Annotated in this window: 25 protein-coding genes; 16 read left to right on the top strand and 9 right to left on the bottom strand. The window is 62.8% G+C overall.

Features of this window, described 5'->3' with window-relative positions:
* Window positions 1-28: 28 nt before the first annotated feature.
* On the top strand, window positions 29-580 hold the full coding sequence (locus EB233_RS06820; RefSeq protein ID WP_064989927.1) for a phosphotransferase-like protein: 552 nt from the start codon (window positions 29-31) through the stop codon (window positions 578-580).
* A 56-nt stretch (window positions 581-636) separates the two neighbouring features.
* Window positions 637-1,398 (top strand): Stf0 family sulfotransferase, encoded by a 762-nt coding sequence (locus EB233_RS06825; RefSeq protein ID WP_064989899.1) that lies wholly within the window; start codon window positions 637-639, stop codon window positions 1,396-1,398.
* A gap of 6 nt (window positions 1,399-1,404) precedes the next feature.
* Here the strand turns inward: EB233_RS06825 and EB233_RS06830 are convergent, their stop codons facing one another.
* The 3 genes from EB233_RS06830 to EB233_RS06840 all read right to left on the bottom strand — a co-directional run bounded on the left by EB233_RS06830 (window position 1,405) and on the right by EB233_RS06840 (window position 5,591).
* Window positions 1,405-3,750 carry a response regulator gene (locus EB233_RS06830; protein WP_064989928.1) on the bottom strand — a complete coding sequence of 782 codons (2,346 nt, stop codon included), beginning with the start codon at window positions 3,748-3,750 and terminating at the stop codon, window positions 1,405-1,407.
* A gap of 114 nt (window positions 3,751-3,864) precedes the next feature.
* The gene (locus tag EB233_RS06835) at window positions 3,865-4,620 is read right to left on the bottom strand and encodes an SDR family oxidoreductase (RefSeq protein ID WP_064989900.1); all 756 of its coding nucleotides are present in this window, start codon (window positions 4,618-4,620) and stop codon (window positions 3,865-3,867) included.
* Window positions 4,621-4,673: 53 nt separating this feature from the next.
* Entirely contained in the window at window positions 4,674-5,591 is a 918-nt protein-coding gene (locus EB233_RS06840; RefSeq protein WP_064989901.1) for a polyprenyl synthetase family protein, read from the bottom strand.
* 222 nt (window positions 5,592-5,813) lie between these two features.
* On the opposite strand from EB233_RS06840, the gene EB233_RS06845 reads away from it, so the two are divergent.
* The 8 genes from EB233_RS06845 (at window position 5,814) to EB233_RS06880 (ending at window position 11,578) form a co-directional block, all read left to right on the top strand.
* On the top strand, window positions 5,814-6,575 hold the full coding sequence (locus tag EB233_RS06845; RefSeq protein WP_027053933.1) for a biosynthetic peptidoglycan transglycosylase: 762 nt from the start codon (window positions 5,814-5,816) through the stop codon (window positions 6,573-6,575).
* 140 nt (window positions 6,576-6,715) lie between these two features.
* Window positions 6,716-6,898, top strand: a complete 183-nt coding sequence (gene rpmF / locus EB233_RS06850; RefSeq protein WP_008834724.1) for a 50S ribosomal protein L32 — start codon at window positions 6,716-6,718, stop codon at window positions 6,896-6,898.
* Window positions 6,899-7,232: 334 nt separating this feature from the next.
* Window positions 7,233-7,739, top strand: coding sequence for an Lrp/AsnC family transcriptional regulator (locus tag EB233_RS06855; RefSeq protein WP_081294103.1), 507 nt, complete (start codon window positions 7,233-7,235; stop codon window positions 7,737-7,739).
* Between the two features lie 5 nt (window positions 7,740-7,744).
* A complete protein-coding gene (locus EB233_RS06860) occupies window positions 7,745-8,602 on the top strand; it encodes a transporter substrate-binding domain-containing protein (RefSeq protein WP_064989903.1) in 858 nt (285 codons plus the stop codon).
* A gap of 103 nt (window positions 8,603-8,705) precedes the next feature.
* Complete coding sequence (locus EB233_RS06865) at window positions 8,706-9,365, top strand: amino acid ABC transporter permease (protein ID WP_064989904.1); 660 nt, start codon at window positions 8,706-8,708, stop codon at window positions 9,363-9,365.
* The gene (locus EB233_RS06870) at window positions 9,362-10,036 is read left to right on the top strand and encodes an amino acid ABC transporter permease (RefSeq protein ID WP_064989905.1); all 675 of its coding nucleotides are present in this window, start codon (window positions 9,362-9,364) and stop codon (window positions 10,034-10,036) included. Before EB233_RS06865 ends, EB233_RS06870 begins: the two co-directional genes overlap by 4 nt.
* Window positions 10,037-10,067: 31 nt before the next feature.
* Entirely contained in the window at window positions 10,068-11,021 is a 954-nt protein-coding gene (locus EB233_RS06875) for an agmatinase (protein ID WP_064989906.1), read from the top strand.
* Window positions 11,022-11,176: 155 nt separating this feature from the next.
* A complete protein-coding gene (locus tag EB233_RS06880) occupies window positions 11,177-11,578 on the top strand; it encodes a hypothetical protein (RefSeq protein ID WP_027053934.1) in 402 nt (133 codons plus the stop codon).
* A 34-nt stretch (window positions 11,579-11,612) separates the two neighbouring features.
* Here EB233_RS06880 and EB233_RS06885 read toward each other — a convergent pair whose 3' ends face one another.
* The 3 genes from EB233_RS06885 to EB233_RS06895 form a co-directional block, all read right to left on the bottom strand.
* A complete protein-coding gene (locus EB233_RS06885; protein ID WP_027053935.1) occupies window positions 11,613-12,044 on the bottom strand; it encodes a GlcG/HbpS family heme-binding protein in 432 nt (143 codons plus the stop codon).
* 180 nt (window positions 12,045-12,224) lie between these two features.
* The gene (locus EB233_RS06890) at window positions 12,225-12,458 is read right to left on the bottom strand and encodes a hypothetical protein (protein WP_027053936.1); all 234 of its coding nucleotides are present in this window, start codon (window positions 12,456-12,458) and stop codon (window positions 12,225-12,227) included.
* 76 nt (window positions 12,459-12,534) lie between these two features.
* Window positions 12,535-13,074: a winged helix-turn-helix transcriptional regulator gene (locus tag EB233_RS06895; protein ID WP_064989907.1), complete on the bottom strand. Its 540-nt coding sequence runs from the start codon at window positions 13,072-13,074 to the stop codon at window positions 12,535-12,537.
* A gap of 92 nt (window positions 13,075-13,166) precedes the next feature.
* Here EB233_RS06895 and EB233_RS06900 point away from each other — a divergent pair, with 92 nt between their 5' ends.
* From EB233_RS06900 to EB233_RS06915, 4 genes are all read left to right on the top strand, one after another.
* Window positions 13,167-14,024, top strand: coding sequence for an alpha/beta fold hydrolase (locus tag EB233_RS06900; RefSeq protein WP_081294107.1), 858 nt, complete (start codon window positions 13,167-13,169; stop codon window positions 14,022-14,024).
* 101 nt (window positions 14,025-14,125) lie between these two features.
* Window positions 14,126-14,782, top strand: a complete 657-nt coding sequence (locus EB233_RS06905) for a glutathione S-transferase family protein (protein WP_064989929.1) — start codon at window positions 14,126-14,128, stop codon at window positions 14,780-14,782.
* A 5-nt stretch (window positions 14,783-14,787) separates the two neighbouring features.
* A complete protein-coding gene (locus EB233_RS06910; protein ID WP_064989909.1) occupies window positions 14,788-15,123 on the top strand; it encodes an ArsR/SmtB family transcription factor in 336 nt (111 codons plus the stop codon).
* An 11-nt stretch (window positions 15,124-15,134) separates the two neighbouring features.
* Window positions 15,135-15,599 carry an SRPBCC family protein gene (locus EB233_RS06915; RefSeq protein WP_064989930.1) on the top strand — a complete coding sequence of 155 codons (465 nt, stop codon included), beginning with the start codon at window positions 15,135-15,137 and terminating at the stop codon, window positions 15,597-15,599.
* 36 nt (window positions 15,600-15,635) lie between these two features.
* On the opposite strand, the gene EB233_RS06920 is transcribed toward EB233_RS06915, so the two are convergent.
* The 3 genes from EB233_RS06920 to EB233_RS06930 form a co-directional block, all read right to left on the bottom strand.
* A complete protein-coding gene (locus tag EB233_RS06920; RefSeq protein ID WP_027053942.1) occupies window positions 15,636-15,899 on the bottom strand; it encodes an ArsR/SmtB family transcription factor in 264 nt (87 codons plus the stop codon).
* Window positions 15,900-15,930: 31 nt separating this feature from the next.
* Window positions 15,931-17,178 (bottom strand): MFS transporter, encoded by a 1,248-nt coding sequence (locus EB233_RS06925; protein WP_027053943.1) that lies wholly within the window; start codon window positions 17,176-17,178, stop codon window positions 15,931-15,933.
* Between the two features lie 91 nt (window positions 17,179-17,269).
* Window positions 17,270-17,464 (bottom strand): DUF1192 domain-containing protein, encoded by a 195-nt coding sequence (locus tag EB233_RS06930; protein WP_064989910.1) that lies wholly within the window; start codon window positions 17,462-17,464, stop codon window positions 17,270-17,272.
* 137 nt (window positions 17,465-17,601) lie between these two features.
* On the opposite strand from EB233_RS06930, the gene EB233_RS06935 reads away from it, so the two are divergent.
* On the top strand, window positions 17,602-18,612 hold the full coding sequence (locus tag EB233_RS06935; protein ID WP_064989911.1) for an NAD(P)H-quinone oxidoreductase: 1,011 nt from the start codon (window positions 17,602-17,604) through the stop codon (window positions 18,610-18,612).
* 293 nt (window positions 18,613-18,905) lie between these two features.
* Complete coding sequence (locus EB233_RS06940) at window positions 18,906-19,046, top strand: DUF1127 domain-containing protein (protein WP_064987068.1); 141 nt, start codon at window positions 18,906-18,908, stop codon at window positions 19,044-19,046.
* The last annotated feature ends 204 nt before the right edge of the window (window positions 19,047-19,250 follow it).

Here is a 19,250-nt window from a genome sequence, read left to right on the forward strand (position 1 = left end):
AGTTCATGTCTGAAAGAGGCGGTTGAAAGTGGCAGCCAGGATCGTTCTGCTCAATGGCGCCGGCAGCGCCGGCAAAAGCTCGATCGCCAGGGCGCTGCAGACGATGACCGCCGCGCCGTTCTTGCATGTCCAGATGGACAGTTTCCTCGAAATGCTGCCCGAGGCCTTGCAGGACCATGCCGACGGCTTCGCTTACGAAACGGTTCAACAGGATGGCAAACCCGCGGTTGTGATCCGGGCTGGACCGGTGGGCGAAAGAACCTTGCGCGGCATGCGCCACGCCATTGCCGCCATGGCCAAGCAAGGCAACAACCTGATCGTCGACGATGTGCTGTGCAACGGCGAACTGTCGGAATATGTCGGACTGCTGGCGCCATTCGATCTCCATCTGGTCGGCGTCATGGCGCCGCTGGAGGTTCTGGAGGCCCGCGAAGCGCAGCGGCCCGACAGACTGCCAGGGCTGGCGCGCTGGCAATATGAGCGTGTGCACGAGGCAATACGCTACGATATCGAAATCGACACCAGCCAGCTTACGCCGCTCGAATGCGCGCATCGCATCCAGCAGAGATTTCAATTATAGGCAGCGGCGGACCACTTGGGTTCGCCCTGCCTGTGAGGAACGACAAGGGCAGCGGGATGTTCGACGCCTATATTATCTGCGGCACGCCGAGAACCGGCAGCACCTTGCTGTGCAAGCTGCTGGCATCCACCGGGACGTCAGGCGATCCGCACTCTTTCTACCGGCGGCAGGATCTGTCGGAATGGGCCGAGGAGTGGAAACTGCCCGATCGCGACACGATGGGCGAGCTCGAATTCGACACGGCCTATCTCGATGCGGCAATCACCGCCGGCAAGGGTGGGACAGGCGTCTTCGGCCTGCGCCTGATGCGCGAAAACCTGGATGAGCTTTCGGCGATCCTCGACCGGATTTTCCCAGGGCTTGCGTCGGACGCGGCGCGTTTCACAAAAGCCTTTGGCCGAATCCTCTACATCCACCTGTCGCGCGAGAACAAGCTCGCCCAGGCTGTCTCCCTGATCAAGGCACAGCAGACCGGTCTTTGGCACGTCGCACCTGACGGCACCGAGATCGAAAGGGTCGCACCGCCACAAGAGCCCCAGTATGATTTCGAGCGGATCAAAGGGGAGCTCGCCGCGCTCGAAGCCTATGATGCGGCCTGGAACATCTGGTTCGCGGCGCAAGGCCTGACGCCTCTGCGGATTGGCTATGAGCGTCTCTCCGCCAATCCGGCCGCGGCATTGCTGGGCATCTGCGAAGCTCTCGGCGTCCGGTCCCCGAATGCCGAGGATATCCGGCCAGGCGTTGCAAAGCTCGCCGACGAGACAAGCCTCGACTGGATGCGCCGCTATCGTCTGGACGCGGCCCGCTTGACACAGTGACGTGGATCAGGCCGTCCTGGCCACCACCGTTTCGCTCAGCCATGTGCCGATCTTGGCGCCGAGGCGATCTGGCGAAACGGGCTTTGGCAGATAGTCGTCCATGCCGGCCTCGATGCACTTGTCGCGATCGCCCTTCAGCGCGTGCGCGGTGACGCCGATGATCGGGATGTGACCGTCCGACGACGCCTCGATCGCGCGGATGGCGCGGGTTGCCTCGTAGCCGTTCATCTCGGGCATCGACACGTCCATCAGGATCAGTTTCGGATGCAGCGACCGGTACATTTCGACCGCGGTGCGGCCATTGCCGGCGATGCGATAGCTCAAGCCGAGCCCATTGAGGATCTGGCCGAACACCAGCTGGTTCACCTCATTGTCCTCGGCGATGAGGATGTCGATAGGCCCATTCGGCGTGGCGGTCGATTCCAGCACTGGCATGACCGGCACGGCGGGGCCACGGATGACCGTGAAGGCGGGCGGAGCCGCCTGCGGCATCGGCATCAGCTGGGCCGGCTCGCGAACGAACTGCGCCTTGCCAACCTGCGAGCGTGCCTTCTGGATGACCGAGATGACCGTGCCGAGCAGCACCGCCGAGCGCGCCGGCTTGGTCAGATGCGCCGATATGCCGAAGTCGATGATCATCTTGCCGAAATCGACCTGGTCGACGGAGGTCAGGATAACGATCGGGATGGCCGACAGCCGGCTGTCGGCGGCGATCGCCCGGGCGACATCGGCGCCGTTCATGCCGGGCATCTGGTAGTCGAGGATGATGCAGTCGACGCTGGCGCCCAACTGGCAGGCGCGATCGAGGAAGGCCAGCCCCACCGCGCCGCTTTCGGCGGCGGCGCAGTCGAAGCTCCAGCTCCTGAGCTGCTCGAGCAGGATCTCGCGGTTGACCGGATTGTCGTCGATGACCAGCACGCGCGCTCCGGTGACGTCGACTGGCACGATCGCGTCGCGCGCCTCGGCATGATGCACGGGCAGCGGCACCCCGAACCAGAAGACGGAGCCGCGACCGATCTCGCTCTCGACGCCGATCTTGCCGGCCATCAGATCGACGAGGCGGGCGGCGATGGCGAGCCCAAGTCCGGTGCCTTCGTGGCGGCGGGTCGACGACCCGTCGACCTGGGCGAATTTCTCGAACACGTTCTGCAGTTTCTCGGCCGGGATGCCGATGCCGGTGTCCTCGACGCGCAGCTTGAGCTGGACGACGTCATTGACGATTTCGCCGCCGACATCGATCAGCACATGGCCTTTCTCGGTGAACTTCACCGCATTGCCGACGAGGTTGGTGACGATCTGCCGGAAGCGGCCGGCGTCGCCGACGACATGGGCCGGCAGGCGGGGATCGACGCGCACGATCAGTTCGAGGTTCTTTTCGGCGACACGCGCCGAGACCAGCGTCGCCACATCCTCGACCGCTTCGGTGAGACGGAAAGGGGCCGGGTCCAGGGTGAGCTGCCCGGCATTGATCTTGGAGAAATCGAGGATGTCATTGATGATGGTGAGCAGCGCATTGCCGGATTTGACGATGACGTCGGTGAAGGTCCTTTGGCGTGGCGTCAGTTCGGTCTTGGCCAGGAGTTCGGCCATGCCGAGCACGCCGTTCATCGGCGTGCGGATCTCGTGGCTCATATTGGCCAGGAATTCCGACTTGGCGCGGTCGGCGGCCTCGGCCTTGAACAGGGACTCGGCCGACTGGGCAAAGGCGCGACGGATCGCCTGCTCCATCGGCCGGAAGATCCAGAAGGCGACAATGGCCAGGACGGCGAACAGAAGCCCGCTCGCCCACAAAAGCAGCCGGTCGCTCGATGTGTCGGCCAAATGGCGCTCCTCATCCATGGCGGTGCGGACGCGGACCAGCATCGGCTGGACAAACAGATCGTTCTGGTTGCGGATTTCCCGGTAGCTCCATTCATCGCCCTTCTGCGCCACCGACATCAGGTTGAAGTTGCGCACCATGTCGCGTGCCGACCAGAACAGATCGCCGTTGACCGAGGCGGTTTCGAGTTCGCTGATGGTTGGGGCCGACAGCCGCGAGCGGATCGTGGCGAGCTGAGCAGTCAGTGTGTCGATCTCGCTGGTCAGGCGTTCGGAATGGCCGCGCGCCGAAGCGGTCAGCGCATCGCGCGTTTCGTTGCGCCATGCCGAACCTGTCGTCTCGGCGAAGCTGGTCGCGTTGCGCAGGTCGCGGGTGAAGACGACGAGGTTGCTGCTCAGCGCGTCGATCTCATGGCGGAAGGAATTGACACGGTTGAGCGCGATCATGATGGCCGTCGAAGCCAGCGCGAAAATCAGCAATCCTGAAAGATAGCGAATCCGGACAAACCGGATGAAGGAAGAATATTCCGGCATGCGCAACCCCAACACATACGCATTATTTTAATGATCGGGATTACGCTTCATTTACATTAAAATTTCGTTCGCGCGAGCGGTGCGATTGCCGCCTCCGTGCGGCGGTGCGGAAGATCAGATCGATGCGGTGATGCCACCGTCGACATAAAGGATATGGCCGTTGACAAAGGACGAAGCATCGGAGGCCAAGAAAACGCAGGCTCCGACCAGTTCCTCGACCTTGCCCCAGCGCCCGGCCGGCGTGCGCTTTTCAAGCCAGGCGCTGAATGCCGGATCGGCGACGAGCGCAGCATTGAGCGGCGTGTCGAAATAGCCGGGTGCGATGGCGTTGCATTGCAGCCCATATTTCGCCCAGTCCGTCGCCATGCCCTTGGTCAGGTTGCCGACGGCGCCCTTGGTCGCCGTGTAGGGCGCGATGCCGGGGCGAGCGAGTGCCGTCTGCACGCTGCCGATATTGATGATCTTGCCGCGGCCGCGCTTGATCATGTGGCGAGCGACCGCCTGGCCGACATGGAAGACGCTGGCGACATTGGTCTGCAGCAGGCGTTCGAACGCATCAGCGGGAAAGTCCTCGAGCGGCGTGCGGAACTGCGTGCCGGCATTGTTCACCAGGATGTCGATGGGGCGGCCGGACAGTTCGAAATTGTCGATCGCCGAGCGGACCGCGTCGTGGTCGGTCGCATCGAAGGCGAGTGTTTCGGCCCCTGGAATCTGCGCCGCCGCGGCGTCGAGCTTCGTTCCGTCGCGGCCGTTGAGGATCACACTGGCACCAGCTTGCGCCAAGCCCTTTGCCAAGGCGAGCCCGATGCCTTGCGAGGAGCCGGTTACGAGCGCCCGGCGCCCGCCAAGATCGAACAGATTGGACGACATCGAAGCTGATCTCCCCTTTGCCTCTCGCCCTACCCCGGCATCGGGGCAGGCCCTCAGCTGTTGCGTGTCGCGACGAAGGTCGCGGCTTGCTTCAGCAGCGCCGCCTTGTCTCCAAAGGGCTCGAGCAGCGCATGCGCCTGGCCAACCAGGCCGTTGAGCTGGCTACGCGCCCAATTGGCACCGTGCAGCGCCACCAGCGTGCCCTTGCCGGCGGCGGCGTCCTTGCCGGTCGCCTTGCCCATCTGGCTGGCGTCGGCGGTCAAATCGAGCAGGTCGTCGGCAAGCTGGAAGGCGAGGCCGATCGCCGAGCCGAATTCGGCCAGCCGCTCGCGCTCATCGGCCGGCGCGCCGGCGATGATGGCACCGGCTTCGCAGGCGAAGCGGATCAGCGCGCCGGTCTTCATCGCCTGCAGCCTTATGATGCCGGCCTCGTCGGGCGGTGTCTGTTCGGCTTCGAGGTCGAGCTTCTGGCCACCGACCATGCCGCCGGCACCGGCGGCACGGGCAAGCGCCAGCACCAATGCCGCCCGCCGCTCGGCCGGCAGCACGGTCGCCTCGCCGGCGGTGATGTCGAAGGCCAGCGTCAGCAAGGCGTCGCCGGCCAGGATGGCGGTCGCCTCGTCGAAGGCCTTGTGCACTGTCGGCTGGCCGCGGCGCAGGTCATCGTCGTCCATCGCCGGCAAATCGTCATGGATCAGCGAATAGCAGTGCACGCATTCAAGCGCCGCCGCGACGCGCAGCGCGGCTTCGCCATCGGCTGAAAACAGCGCTGCACTTTCCATGACCAGGAAGGGGCGCAGGCGCTTGCCGCCGTTCAGCACGCCATGGCGCATCGCCGCCATCAGCCGGTCGGGCCGTGCGATCTCACCCGAAAGCGGGCGATCGTCGAGCAACCGCCGCAGCAGCACCTCGACGGCCGCCGCCCGCCGGATCAGCGCCATTTCGAACGCCATTTCGTCGTCATTCGTCATGGCCGGGAGCGGTAGCCGACACTCAGACGTTGCGCAAGAAGGCAAGCGCCATTATGCCGGAGCAGTAAGAGCCCGTTTGGAAACTCTACTCCTGCGGTCATCTGAAGGCGTTTTCTGCGCTTCCGGTGCTCACGTACTCGAATGTACGCTCCGCTCCGGTTCTCGAAAACACCATCATATGACTCACAGGAGCGAGTTTCGAAACGAGCTCGCTTGTACGGGTTGGGCGGCTTGGCGGAACCGATCGTCGATCATGAAACCGAAAAGCTGGACATGGCGACGAGATCGCGCGGCGTGAACCGCCGCAGTCTCAGGCGCTGGGTCCGGCGCGGCATCGTCGTGGCCGCCGTGCTGGCGTTGATCCCGACAGTGCTGACCTTTCTCTATCTGCCGTCCTTTGTGCACCCGGTGTCGACGCTGATGCTGAAGGACCTCGCGACCTTCTCCGGCTATGATCGGCGCTGGGTGTCGATCGACGACGTCGCGCCGGTGCTGGCCCATTCGGTGATCATGTCGGAGGACGGGCAGTTTTGTTTCCACCGCGGCGTCGATCTCGGCGAATTGCGCGGCGTCGTCGACGACGCGCTGGCCGGTGAGGCGACACGCGGCGCCTCGACCATCACCATGCAGACGGTGAAGAACCTTTTTCTCTGGTCGCGACCGCTCGGCTCCGTCCGCAAGGTCGTGGAACTGCCGCTGGCCGTCTATTTCGACGCGGTCATGTCGAAGCGCCGCATCATGGAGATCTATCTCAACATCGCCGAATGGGGGCCTGGCATCTACGGCATCGAGGCAGCGGCGCAGCATCATTTCGGCATTCCGGCAAAACAGCTGTCGCGCCGGCAGGCGGCCCTTCTCGCCGTCACTCTGCCCAATCCGATCGCCCGCAATCCGGCAAAACCCGGACCGGGCCTGAGAAGGTTGGCCAATCTGATCGAGCGGCGTGCCGGCCGCTCCGGCGCTTATGTCGGCTGCCTGGAGTAGCCGACACAAAAAAATTCAAGCCAGCGCTGGCCAAAACGGCGCAGGGCGTGTATAGGCACCCGACTTTCTCAGATTTAGGCCCCGACATGGCCCTTTCACGAGGGCGGGCGGGGCTTTTGACCATGTAGTGGAGCATATCCATGGCCGTTCCGAAACGCAAAACCTCTCCGTCCAAGCGCGGCATGCGCCGCTCGGCCGACGCTCTCAAGGCCCCGACCTATGTCGAGGACAAGAATTCCGGCGAAATGCGCCGCCCGCACCACATCGACCTGAAGACCGGCATGTATCGCGGCCGCCAGGTGCTGACCCCCAAGGAAAGCTGAGACCAAGCTTTTTTTGATGGTTTGAGTTACAAAAGACCGGCCTCTGGCCGGTCTTTTTGCGTTTGGCGGGCTTGATGACCGGAGCCGAAGCTCGGCCCGAGTGCTGATCGGCTCTCGAGAATGTTTTGGCCGCCGGGATTTCCAAGCGTTCCGGATGTCCGCGCGTAATCCACCGCACTGACGTTCATCAACGCGACGTCCCAAAACCAAGCCCCAGCTCCAATATTTCTTGCGGCCATCGATGTCGCCATCCTCGATGCTTTTCGACATGCAAGGGATTGTATTTGGCGGTTTCTTATGCAATTTTCAGAATGGTAGTCGGAAATCGACATAAATGGGGAATGAGATGTGGGATTTCGTCAGCACGAGTGATCTCGACGACACCGAACAGGCGGTGCTTTCCCAGCTCAAGGTCGATGGGCGGATGTCGAGTGTCGATATCGCCAAGCGTATCGGCGTCACCGAGGCGACCGTGCGGCGCAAGATGGCGCGAGTGCTCGAGGATCCGGATATCTGCATCCAGGCGGTCGTGCGGCCCTTGCGCAGCGATGTCGGCATCGCCGCCATTGTCGGGTTCGATGTCGACCGCGAGCACATCATCAGTGTCGCCCGCAAACTGTCTGAGTACTCATTCGTCGACAGCGTCTACGCCATGACCGGACCGTTCGACATCATCATCCAGCTCACTTTGCCATCGACGACCAGCCTGCACGACTTCCTGGTGAGCGAACTGGCGAACGTTCCCGGGATCAAGGATTCCGAGAGCTACATGATCGGCCGCGTGTTCAAGCACTCAGGTCGGGCATACCAACGCAGCAAAACCGAAGAAAAAAGAGGGTAACAAAAATGGGTGAGTACCTTTCCGCATCGCGCCGCCGCGTCCTGTCCCTGCTTGCCGCCGCGCCGCTCTTCCTGTCAGTCGCCTCCGCGGCTCATGCCGATGGTCTGATTGACCAGATCAAGCAGCGCGGCACCATCGTCGTCGGCACCGAGGCCGCGTTCGAGCCGTTCGAATTCGTGCGCGACGGCCAGATCGTCGGCTACAACAAGGACATTCTCGACTATGTCGTCAGCCAGCTCGGCGTGAAGCTCGATCAGCTCAACCTGCCGTTCCAGGGCCTGCTTCCAGGCCTGCTGGCCAAGAAGTTCGACCTGATGGCCACCTCGACCGGCATCAACGCCGAACGGGCGGCGAAATATGCCTATACGAGGCCGACGGGCTCGTTCGAGAACGTCATCGTGGTGCGCGCCGACGAGGCGCGCATCAAGAAGCCGGAAGACATCAGCGGCATGGTGGTGGCGACGCAGCTTGCCTCCTCCGTGCAACCGGTCATCGAAGCTTATGACAAGGAACTCAAGGGCAAGGGCGGCAAGGGTGTCGGTGAACTGAAGCTGTTCACCTCCTTCCCCGAAACCCATGTCGCTCTCGCCTCCGGCCAGGTCGATGCCATCGTCATTGCCTCGCCTTCGGCGGCGGTGCTGATGAAGAATGTCCCCGACACCTACAAAGTGGTCGGCTCGATCGGCGAATTCTCCTACCTGTCCTGGGTGGTGCGGCCGGAAGACAAGGACCTGCGCGAGTTCATCAATGCCAAAATCGGCGAGTTGAAGGACACCGGCAAGCTGAAGGAGCTCCAGCTGAAATGGTTCGGCTTCGAGATGAAAACGCCTGCCGAAGGCTATCTGCCGCCCGGTGCGCTCTGAGTTCTTTCGATCCCTAGACACGTCTGGCGCGGTGCAAGCGACGAGCCGCTGTGGCTATCGCCCCGCCGACGCCAGACGGTGTTCCCCCGTTCGAGCTCGAAAAATGCTCCATTTTTCAAAGACGCTGACCTTCCTGCCGCAATTCCTCACTGGCGCCGGCATCACGCTGGGTGTCTCGGCGCTGGGCTTCCTGGTCGGTACGGCGATCGGCTTCGGCCTGCTCGCCTGCGGCCAGTCGCGCTGGCGCGTGGTTCGCTGGATCGGTGCGCTTTACACCAGCTTCATACGCGGCACGCCGTTGATCGTGCAGATCTTCGTCGTCTACTACGTGCTGCCGGGCCTGGTCGGCATCGACTTGCCGCCATTGTTGGCAGGCGTGCTGGCGCTCAGCTTCAACAGCGCGGCCTTCGTCGCCGAAATCCTGCGCGCCGGGCTGACGCGCATACCTGCGGGCCAGTATGAGGCGGCCAAGGCACTCGGCCTGAAACCGGTCGTGACCTGGTTCAAGATCATCATGCCGCAGCTGTTCCGCGCCATAATCCCGCCGATGGTCAACGAGTTCACCATGCTGGTGAAGGCATCGTCCATCCTGTCGGTGATCGCCGTGGTCGAGCTGACCCGCACCGCGCAGAACATCATGAACGTCACCTATCGGCCGGTCGAGGCCTTCTGCATCGCGGCGCTGCTGTATTTTATCGTGCTGTTCTCCTGCAGCCTTCTGACCCGACATCTGGAACGCAAGGCCGAGGGAGCGCGCGGATGACGTTCGACTTCTCCGTCATCGCGGACAATTGGCAAATCCTTGCCAAGGGCTTCGGCAACACGGTGCTGATGTGCGCCGTGTCGCTGCCGTTCGGCTTCGCGCTCGGGGTCGTGCTGTCGCTGGTGAGGCTGCGGGGCGGGCGGCTGCCGGCGGCAATCGTCTCGGCCTATGTCGAAATCTTCCGCAACGTCCCGTTCCTGATCCAGATTTTTCTGCTGTTCTATGCCTTGCCGATGTTCGGCATCAGGCTTTCGCCGGTGGTGGTTTCGATCGGCGCATTGTCGGCCTATGCCAGCGCCTATTCCGCCGAGATCATTCGGGGCGCGATCCAGTCCATATCAAGCGGGCAGGTCGAAGCCGGCTACGCGCTTGGTCTGCGCTACTTCACCATCTTCCGCAAGATCCTGGTGCCGCAGGTTCTCGGCTACATTCTGCCTGCCGCCACCAACCTCACCATCACGCTGATCAAGGAATCGGCGATCCTCTCGGCGATCACCGTTCCCGAACTCACTTACAAGGCCCAGGACATCATCGGCCGCACCTTCTCGCCGGTGGAGATCTTCACCGCCATCGCATTGCTGTACTGGGGACTGACCGCCCTTGTCGCGGCGATCTCGCGCAGCCTGGAGCACAGGCTGCAACCGCATCTCGCAGCCCGCCGTGGCGCCTGATCCAATAGCCTTCAACATGAGAGGAGAGCCCATGTCCAAACTCACCACCGCGCCGCGAGATGTCTTCCAGACATTCCTGAACTTCCCGCTTGTCGAGGATCTCGACACGCTGAAGGCCGATGTCGCCATCATTGGCATGCCCTATGGCGATCCTTACATGATCGACGAGCTGATCAACGACCAGACCAACGCGCCGACGGCAGTGCGGCGCGCCTCGCAGCGCATCAGCCAGTCGCTCGACCGTTATGATTTCGACATCGGCGGCCCAGTCTTCGCCGGCCAGGATATCAAGGTGGTCGATGTAGGCGATGTGCCAGGCAATGCCGCCGATCATGTAGGGCACTACAAGAGAGCCGAGGCGGCGATCCGCAAGATCCGGGCCGCTGGTGCGCTGCCGATCACCATCGGCGGCGACCATGGCATTCCGATCCCGATCTTCCGCGCGCTCGACGGCGAAGGCCCGATCACGCTGGTGCAGCTCGACGCCCATCTCGACTGGCGCGACAACGTCAACGGCGTCAAGGAAGGCTATTCCAGCACCATCCGCCGGGCCTCGGAGATGGCGCATGTCAAAGACATCTTCCAGGTCGGCATTCGTGGCCAGGGCAGCGCGCGCACCGAGGAAGTTGAGGCGGCCCGCGCCTACGGCGCCAATATCATCACGACCAATGAATGGCAGGATATCGGCACGGCGGCGCTGTTGAAGCGTATTCCGGATGGCGGCCGCTACTACCTCACCATCGACGCCGACGGCCTCGATCCGGCGGTCATGCCGGCGGTGGAGGGGCCGCAGCCGGGCGGCATCAGTTACCGCCAGACGATCGAGCTGATCCAGGGGCTGGTCGGCAAGGGCCGTCTCGTCGGCATGGACATCGTCGAGATCGCGCCGGCGCGCGATATAAACGAGATCACCTCGATGACGGCGGGCCATATCATCCTCAACGTCATCGGTGCCGCCGTGCGCGCCGGCTACTTCAAGCGCTGAGCGCTTTATCTCGCGTTTACTCCTTGTCGGCCGGGCAACCGGCTGACATGGTTGTTGCATCCGGTCTTCGACCGTGTTTGCGGCTTTGCACGAAAAATCTTGACGGCGTGCCTGCGGCGCATTCTACAGATGATGCCCCCATATGGAGACGCCAGATGTTCGGTGCCGTCCCGCTTTTGATCGTGCCTTTCATTCTCTACAATCTCGGCCTGCTCGGAATTTTCGGCGGCGGCGACGATCCGTGGGCGAGCGAGATCCTCTCGTTCCGCATGATGTCGGGCGGGGTGTTCTCGATGACGCTCGGCGACCTGATGGTGCTGATCGGGCTGATCTTCCTGTTCGTCGAAATGGTGAAGTCGGCGCGCACGACCAACGCCTCGATCATGGACCATCTCTTGTCGACGCTGGTCTTCGTCGCCTTCCTTGTCGAGTTCCTGCTGGTCAAGGGCGCCGCGCATTCCATCTTCTTCACGCTGATGATCATCGCGCTGTTCGACGTGCTGGCCGGTTTCGCGGTGTCGATGCGGTCGGCGAGCCGAGACATCAATCTCAACTAAGGCCGCATCCCGGCCTTCAATGCCGAACTACGTCTCAGCCCGGATCGGCGGTGAAACCGGCGGCCTCGATGCCGGCTATGGCCGCAGCCTCGTCATTGTCCGAGGTATCGCCTGATATGCCGACGGCGCCGATGACGGCGCCGGCCTTGTCGCGGATCAGCACGCCGCCGACCACCGGCAGCACGCGTCCGCCCGACACGTCGGAAATGCCCGCAACCAGATGCGGACGCTCCTTGGCGAAGGCCTCGACCTTGCGTGAGCCCATGCCGATGGCCAGCGCGCCATAGGCCTTGCCGGCCGACATTTGCGGGCGCAGGAACGAGGCGCCGTCCTGGCGCTGAAAGGCGACCAGATGGCCGCCGGCGTCAAGCACCGAGACGCCCAGCGGCTTGAGCTTGAGATCGGCGCCCTTGGCGAAGGCGGCATCGATGATTTGCCTGGCTTTTTCGAGCGGCAGCGCGGTCATGGCAATCTCCTGTTGGAAAGGGACAATCATCGGCGGCCGGCCGGACGAAGCAATCCCGGTTTCGGTTGAAATTGCTTCTTGTGAAGCAGCGAGATGAAGGGCGGCTGTCTGGGTGCTGTCGGGCGGCTGTGACAGAATGGGCAGCGCTGGCCCGATTTCAGGCCAATCCGCAACGGTGCGTTATTTCTTCTTGGCGCGTGCAGGTTTCTTGGCGGGTACTGCCGGCGCGTTGGCGAGGTCGTCGGCTTCCTTGGCGAGGCGAAGCGCCCGCAGCTTGTCGGTCTTGACCTTGCGGGCGTCACTCTCGGCGGCATATTCCGCCATCGCCTTCTGGCGGACGGTTGCCGCCTCTTCCTGCTTCTTGAAGCGCAGATCGGCGCGCGCGCGGGCGGCATCCCGAGAGTTCTCAACCAAGACCTTATCCATCCCGTGAATTGTGGTTTTCCGCTTCTTCTAGCAGAGCCGGCCTTCGAACGGGAAAAATAGTTGATCAGGCAGCCGGGCTGGCGCTGCTGGCATTGCCGGCGCTGCGAGCCTTGCTGGCGACCACGGCCTCGTAGGCGGCTTGCAGGGTCGCGCGGACAGTAGGGCCAGACGCCGCATCGAGCGGCGCGCCGAGATGCTCATGGCGCAACTCGTCCATGAACTTCTCCCACAGTGGCGGCCCGCCCTTTTCCAGGAGCTCGGCGCGGATCGAGAGTTCTTCGCTGGTCGGCAGCCAGACGCGGCCCCAGGCGCCGAGATGGGCCAGGATCGGCACCAGCGTGATTGCCATCTCGGTCAGGCTGTAGATGGCCTTCTGCTTGTGCGAGGGGTCGTCGGCCCTAGTCAGCATGCCCAACTCCATCAATCGCTTCAGCCGATCGGCGAGGATGTTGGAGGCGATGCCCTCCATCGAGCCATTGAGCAGTTCGCGAAAATGGCGCCTGCCGCCGAAAATCATGTCGCGAAGGATGATCAGGCTCCAGCGGTCACCGAACACCTCCAGCGACAGGTTGATCGGGCAGCCGGACCGACGATCGAGGCTCATTCGATTCTCTCCGTAAAACCGGTTGCATTATCATATCGGTTTATTATCGTGCAACTGATTGCATTGTGCAATCAGATTGAGGAAACCTTATGATGACGACGATCAATCGTCCCGAGCTCGCATCCGAAGCGTTTGGCGACCCCGAAAATCCCCCGTTGCTGCTGATCATGGGTGCGATGGCCTCGATGCTGTGGTGGCCGCAGGCATTCTGCCGGGACCTCGCGGATGCCGGCCTGTACGTCATCCGCTACGACAATCGCGATACCGGCCGCTCGACCAAATATCCGCCGGGCAAGCCGCCCTATACATTCGACGACATGGCGGACGATGCAATTGGTGTGCTTGACCGCCATGGCGTCGGCAGGGCCCATGTTGCCGGCATGTCGATGGGCGGCATGATCGCGCAACTCGTGGCGCTCAAGCACCCCTCCCGCGTCGCATCGCTGACCGTGATCAGCAGTACGCCGGTGGGCGTGGACACCTCGCATCTGCCGCAGACGACCGATGCCTATATCAAACATTCGTCGGAAGGTGTCGATGTCGACTGGGCTGACCGCCGCCAGGTGATCGACTTCATGGTCAGGGATGCCAGGGCAATCGCCAGCACCGCGCATCCGTTCGACGAGGCCCGGATGCGAGCGTTCATCGAACAGGATTATATCAGGTCCGGGGGGTCCCTGAGCGCCACCAATCATTTTTCGCTCGAGGGTGGTGATGGATGGAAGGGCCGCCTTCACGAGATGGCTGCGCCGCTGCTGGTCATCCACGGCACATCGGATCCTATCCTTCCGATCGAACATGGCGAGGCGCTGGCCAAGATGGTCGCTGGCGGAAAGCTCCTTTGCATTGAAGGCGGCGGCCACGAACTGCATCCGCAAGACTGGCCCGCCATGCAAGCCGCCATCGTCGCGCATATCAGGTCCAATCGGGATTTCACGGGTCGGCCTTGACGCGGAAGCCCGGTCGCAATAGTGAAGTAAGTACTTCAGTATTGATTTGGCGGGCGCATAGCTCCCGCCCGTGGATGAACGAGAAACAGAACGAGCAAAGAATGTCCCTGACGCTGCATTTCCATCCGCTGGCCTCCTTCTGCTGGAAGCCGCTGATCGCACTCTACGAGAACGCCATCGCCTTCGACCCGGTCATCGTCGATCTCGGCGACGAGCACTCGCGCGCCGCCTTCCTGAAAATATCGCCGACCGGCAAGATGCCGGCGCTGCGCGACGATGCGCGCGACCGCACGGTGCTGGAATCGACCATCGTCGTGGAATATCTGGCGGCGCATTATCCGGGGCCGGTCGAACTCGTTCCCGCCGACATCGACCTGGCCCTGGTGGTCCGCCAGGCCGACCGCTTCTATGACTTCTATGTGCAGGACCCGATGCAGAAGATCGTCGGCGACCGGCTGCGTCCGCTGGACAAGACCGATCCGTTTGGCGTCGAGCAGGCGCGCGGCCAACTGCGTACGTCCTACGCCATCATCGAGCAGGAGATGCAATCGAAGAACTGGGCGGTGGGCGATGCCTTCACCATGGCCGATTGCGCGGCGTCTCCCGCACTTTTCTACGCCAACAAGGTCGAGCCGTTCGGTGACAAATTTCCCGCCGTGAAGCGCTATCACGACCGGCTGCAGCAGCGTGCCGCCTTCGCCAGAGTGATCGAGGAGGCGCGGCCCTACTTCAAGTTCTTTCCCTACAACAACGGCTGACCGCGGTGCTGCACGATGCCGCCCAGCTCGACCTGATGTTCCAAGCGCTCGCCGATCCGGCACGGCGGCAGATGGTCGACCGGCTGTCGCGCGGCCCCGCATCGGTCAGCCAGCTCGCCGAACCGCTGGCGATGTCGCTGTCGGCTGTCGTCCAGCATCTCAACGTGCTGGAGGCAAGCGGTCTGGTCCGCTCTGAAAAAATGGGGCGCGTGCGCACCTGCCAGATCGAGCCGACGGTATTGCGGGCGGCCGAACACTGGATCAATGAACGGCGCCTTGCCTGGGAACGCCGACTGGACCGGCTCGGCGATTTTCTGGCCGAAAGCAAAGACGAAAATTGAAGGAGACCTCAGTGAGCCAGCGATCCGTCGTCCATTCCACCTTTGTCGTCGAGCGCTTCTATCCAGCGGCGCCGGCAAGGGTCTTCTCCGCGTTCAGCGATCCCGATGCCAAGCGGCGCTGGTTCGTGGATCCCCACGACCCGATGCCCAGCCGGCATGAGATGGACTTCCGCGTCGGCGGCAAGGAGATCAATGCCGGATGTCCAAGCGATGGGCAGATGCATTTCTTCAACGCGGTGTATCAAGACATCGTGCCGGACCAGCGCATCGTATACAGCTATGAACTGCTGTTCGGGGAAACCCGCGTCTCCGTGTCACTGGCGACGATCGAGCTTGTGGCCGAAGCGGGCGGCACGCGGCTGGTGATGACGGAACAGGGTGCCTTTCTCGACGGCCACGACACCTCAGCCACGCGTGAGCATGGAACAGGCGAACTTCTCGATGCGCTCGGCGCCTTCCTGAAAGTGCAAATTTGATCGTCGTGGCGGCATTGATACCAAAGGGCGAGCAGATCAGGCTTCCCAGAATTGATCGAGCCAGATGTTGAGTCTCAGGAAGCCGGAATTGCTTACGGTATAGACGCGCCGCGTGCCTTCAGCCTTGGCGTTGACCAGGCCGGCGTCGAGCAGCACTTTCAAATGCTGTGAAACGGCCGGGCGTGAAACTGGCAACCCGGCGGCCAACTCGTTGACGGTCTTCGGACCGCGTCGAAGTTCTTCCAGAAGGTGGCGCCGATTGGGGTCGGCGATCGCCATGAAGGCGTCGGAAAACATCATTCCTCATTTGTGAGGCAAAGTTTTTCGAATCTCAACTGTTTGCTTCTGCTTTTCTTCTTGGATCAAGCCGCAATGCTTCCGGCGTCAGCGAGCGATCGGCCGGCTGCGTCTTGAAGGCATCGCGATCCTCGATCGGAACCGGGGCCCGGCGGCTGATGCGCAGCAGCGTGTAGCCGGCCAGGGACAGATGCGCGAGGGCGGTCGCCAGGAACAGGCCCTCCGGCCGCATCCAGCCCATCAGCGCTGCCGCCAGCAATGGCCCTATCATGGTGCCGAAGCCGTAAAGCAGCAGTAGTCCACCCGATACCTTGACGAAATCCTCCGCGCGGGCGTGGTCGTTGGCATGCGCCACGGCGATCGAATAGAGCGTGTAGGCGAAGGCGCCGTAGGCGGCGGTCAGCACGATGACGAAGATGGCGGAGCGTGGCTCGAACAGGAAGATGAGAACCGCGACCAGAGCGCCGCCGAAAGCGGCACCCGCAAGCACAAAACGGCGGTCGGTCTTGTCGGACAGGCGCCCGGCCGGCAACTGCATGGCGGCACCGGCGACGACCACGAGGCTCATCATCAAGGCGATCTCGGCGGTGGAGATGCCGATACGGGCGCCGTAAACGGCGCCCAGCGTGCCCCAGGCGCCATTGGCGATGCCGACCAACAGGCAAGCGACCGCCGACACCGGCGAGTTGGCGTAGAGCCCTTTGACGTCGAGCTTGACGTCCTGCAGCGGTTTGGGGTGCGACGCCGTCGAAACGGCGGTCGGGATCAGCGACAGGCAGAACAGGATGCCGGTGATCATGAACAGCGAGGCTGATTTCACGTCGCCGCCGGCGACGATCATCTGTCCGCCCATGATCGAGGCGTAGGTGACCATCATATAGAGGCCGAAAACGGTGCCGCGGTTCTCGTTGGTGGCTTTCTCGTTCAGCCAGCTTTCGATGACCATGAAGGCGCCGGCCATGGTGAAGCCGGTAAAGGCGCGCAGCAGGATCCAGACATATTCGTCGATGACCAGACCGGTGAGCAGTGCCACGATGGCGCCGGACGCCGCGAACGCGCCGAAGGCGCGCACATGCCCGGCGCGGCGCACGATGCGCGGCGCGAAGAAGCAGCCGGTGACGAAGCCGCCGGCCCAGGCCGTGCCCATCAGGCCGAGCGACGCGGTCGAGAAGCCCTCCACCTGACCGCGAAGGGGCAGCAACAGCCCATGCAGACCCGATGCCGCCAGCAGAAAGGCAGTGCCGCGAAGCAGAGAAAGGATCGGTCGGTAGGATGCGAGCATTTTTTGATCCGGCTGGACTCTGGGGGGAAGGCAGGGTCTGAAGACAGTCGCATTCCGGCTTTTCAGCGGCGGGCCGTTCCGCCCGTCGGCCTTATCCGCGGCGAAACAGTGCCTCGGCCGCCGATTTGGTGTTGTCCTTGGCCTTGAGCTCCGTCTCCAGCCGGGCGATCTCGTCGCGCAGGATGCCGATGCGCTCGGACAGGTCACCGACGGAAAGCAGCGACAAATCCTGCCCGATTTCGTGCGGGCGCGCCTTCTTCTTGGGTTCGTCGTCGAAGATCGCCATCGTTGCTCCTCCTTTGTCACGCCGGATTGGGGCACACCAGATTGGCCATTTGCCTGATTTGGCAATCAGCATACATAGGGCAAGGGCGTCGATGCAAACAGCCGGTAAGAATGCGGCGAGGAAAGACGGGAGACTTCATGGCGAGCGGACAGAAAATTCCGGTAAGGATGACGGCGATCGCGATCTCGGAGCCGGGCGGCCCACGGGTGCTGAAACCGGAAACGCGCGACGTCCCCTTGCCCGGCCCCGGAGAGATCCTGATCAAGGTGCATGCCGCCGGCGTCAACCGGCCCGACGTGCAGCAGCGCAAGGGCGCCTATCCGCCGCCGCCCGGCGCATCGGATCTGCCGGGCCTCGAGGTGTCTGGTGAAGTGGCCGCCCTTGGCGACGAGATATCACGCTGGCGCCTCGGCGACCGGGTCTGCGCGCTGACGCCGGGCGGCGGCTATGCCGAATATGTCAAGGTTCACACCGGCAGCGTGCTGCCGCTGCCCGCGGGCTTCACCCATACGGAGGCGGCGGCGGTGCCGGAGAACTATTTCACCGTCTGGCACAATATGTTCGAACGCGGCGGCCTGAAGAAGGGGGAGACGCTGCTGGTGCATGGCGGCTCGTCGGGCATCGGCACGACGGCGATCCAGCTGGCCTCGGCCTTTGGCGCGTACGTCATCACCACTGCCGGATCGAAGGACAAATGCGACGCCTGCCTGAAGCTCGGCGCCGATCGCGCGATCAACTATCGCGAAGAGGATTTCGTCAAGGCGGTCAAGGACGCGACGGAGGGCAAGGGCGCCAATGTCATCCTCGACATGGTCGGCGGCGATTATGTCCAGCGAAACTACGAGGCCGCCGCCGTCGAGGGGCGCATCGTCCAGATCGCCGTGCAGGCCGGCGCCGTTGCCAGCGCCGATTTTTCCAAGATCATGGTCAAGCGGCTGACCCATACGGGTTCGACGCTGAGACCGCGCACAGTCGAATTCAAGGCGGCAATCGCGGCAGCTCTCGAGGCGCAAGTGTGGCCACTGCTCGGCACGCGCAAGGTGGCGCCCGTCATGGACATGATCTACCCGCTCACCGATGCCTGGCGTGCGCATGAGCGGATGGAGGAGGGCGAGCATATCGGGAAGATAGTGCTCGACGTCGGCTAGGAGGTGCCGATATTCAGGTGAGGCCGGCCTGCGAATGGTGGCCTCCTGCGCTTCCGGTGCTCACGTACTTTGAGTACGCTCCGCTCCGGTTCTCGAATCCCGCCATTCTCGGCTCGGCCTGACCTGAATCTCGACACGTCCCGGCGTTGGCGTCGCTGCCTACAAGATGAACAGAGGCTTAATGGTGCAATGCAGCATTTGCATCATTGCTATGCAAAATCGGCCGTTCAAGTCCCGATCGATGATCACTATCTGTGCAGCATCGAAACGAACACCCCATCAGGAGGACTACCATGAACCCGATCCGCGCTTTCCGTAACTGGCGCATGTACAACGAGACCGTGCGCGAACTGAACCGTCTCAACGCACGTCAGCTCAGCGATCTCGGCATCAACCGCGCCGACATCGAACGGATCGCCCGCCAGGCGATTTAAGACGTAACCCGGTCGCAAGGCCGGGCGCATACAGAGAAGTAGAGCCGTCGCAGACGTTTCCCGTTTCCGGTTCCGAGCCCGCTGGACCCTGTCCAGCGGGTTTTGTCTTTTTGGGGATCTCAGGCGATTGCCTGCCGATCTCAAGAGCGCGCCCAGCGCTGCTCCCTCAGGATTGCGCAAAGCCAGCAACGAGAAGCGGTCCCA

The sequence above is a fragment of the Mesorhizobium erdmanii genome, from assembly GCF_013170725.1.
Taxonomy (GTDB): domain Bacteria; phylum Pseudomonadota; class Alphaproteobacteria; order Rhizobiales; family Rhizobiaceae; genus Mesorhizobium; species Mesorhizobium erdmanii.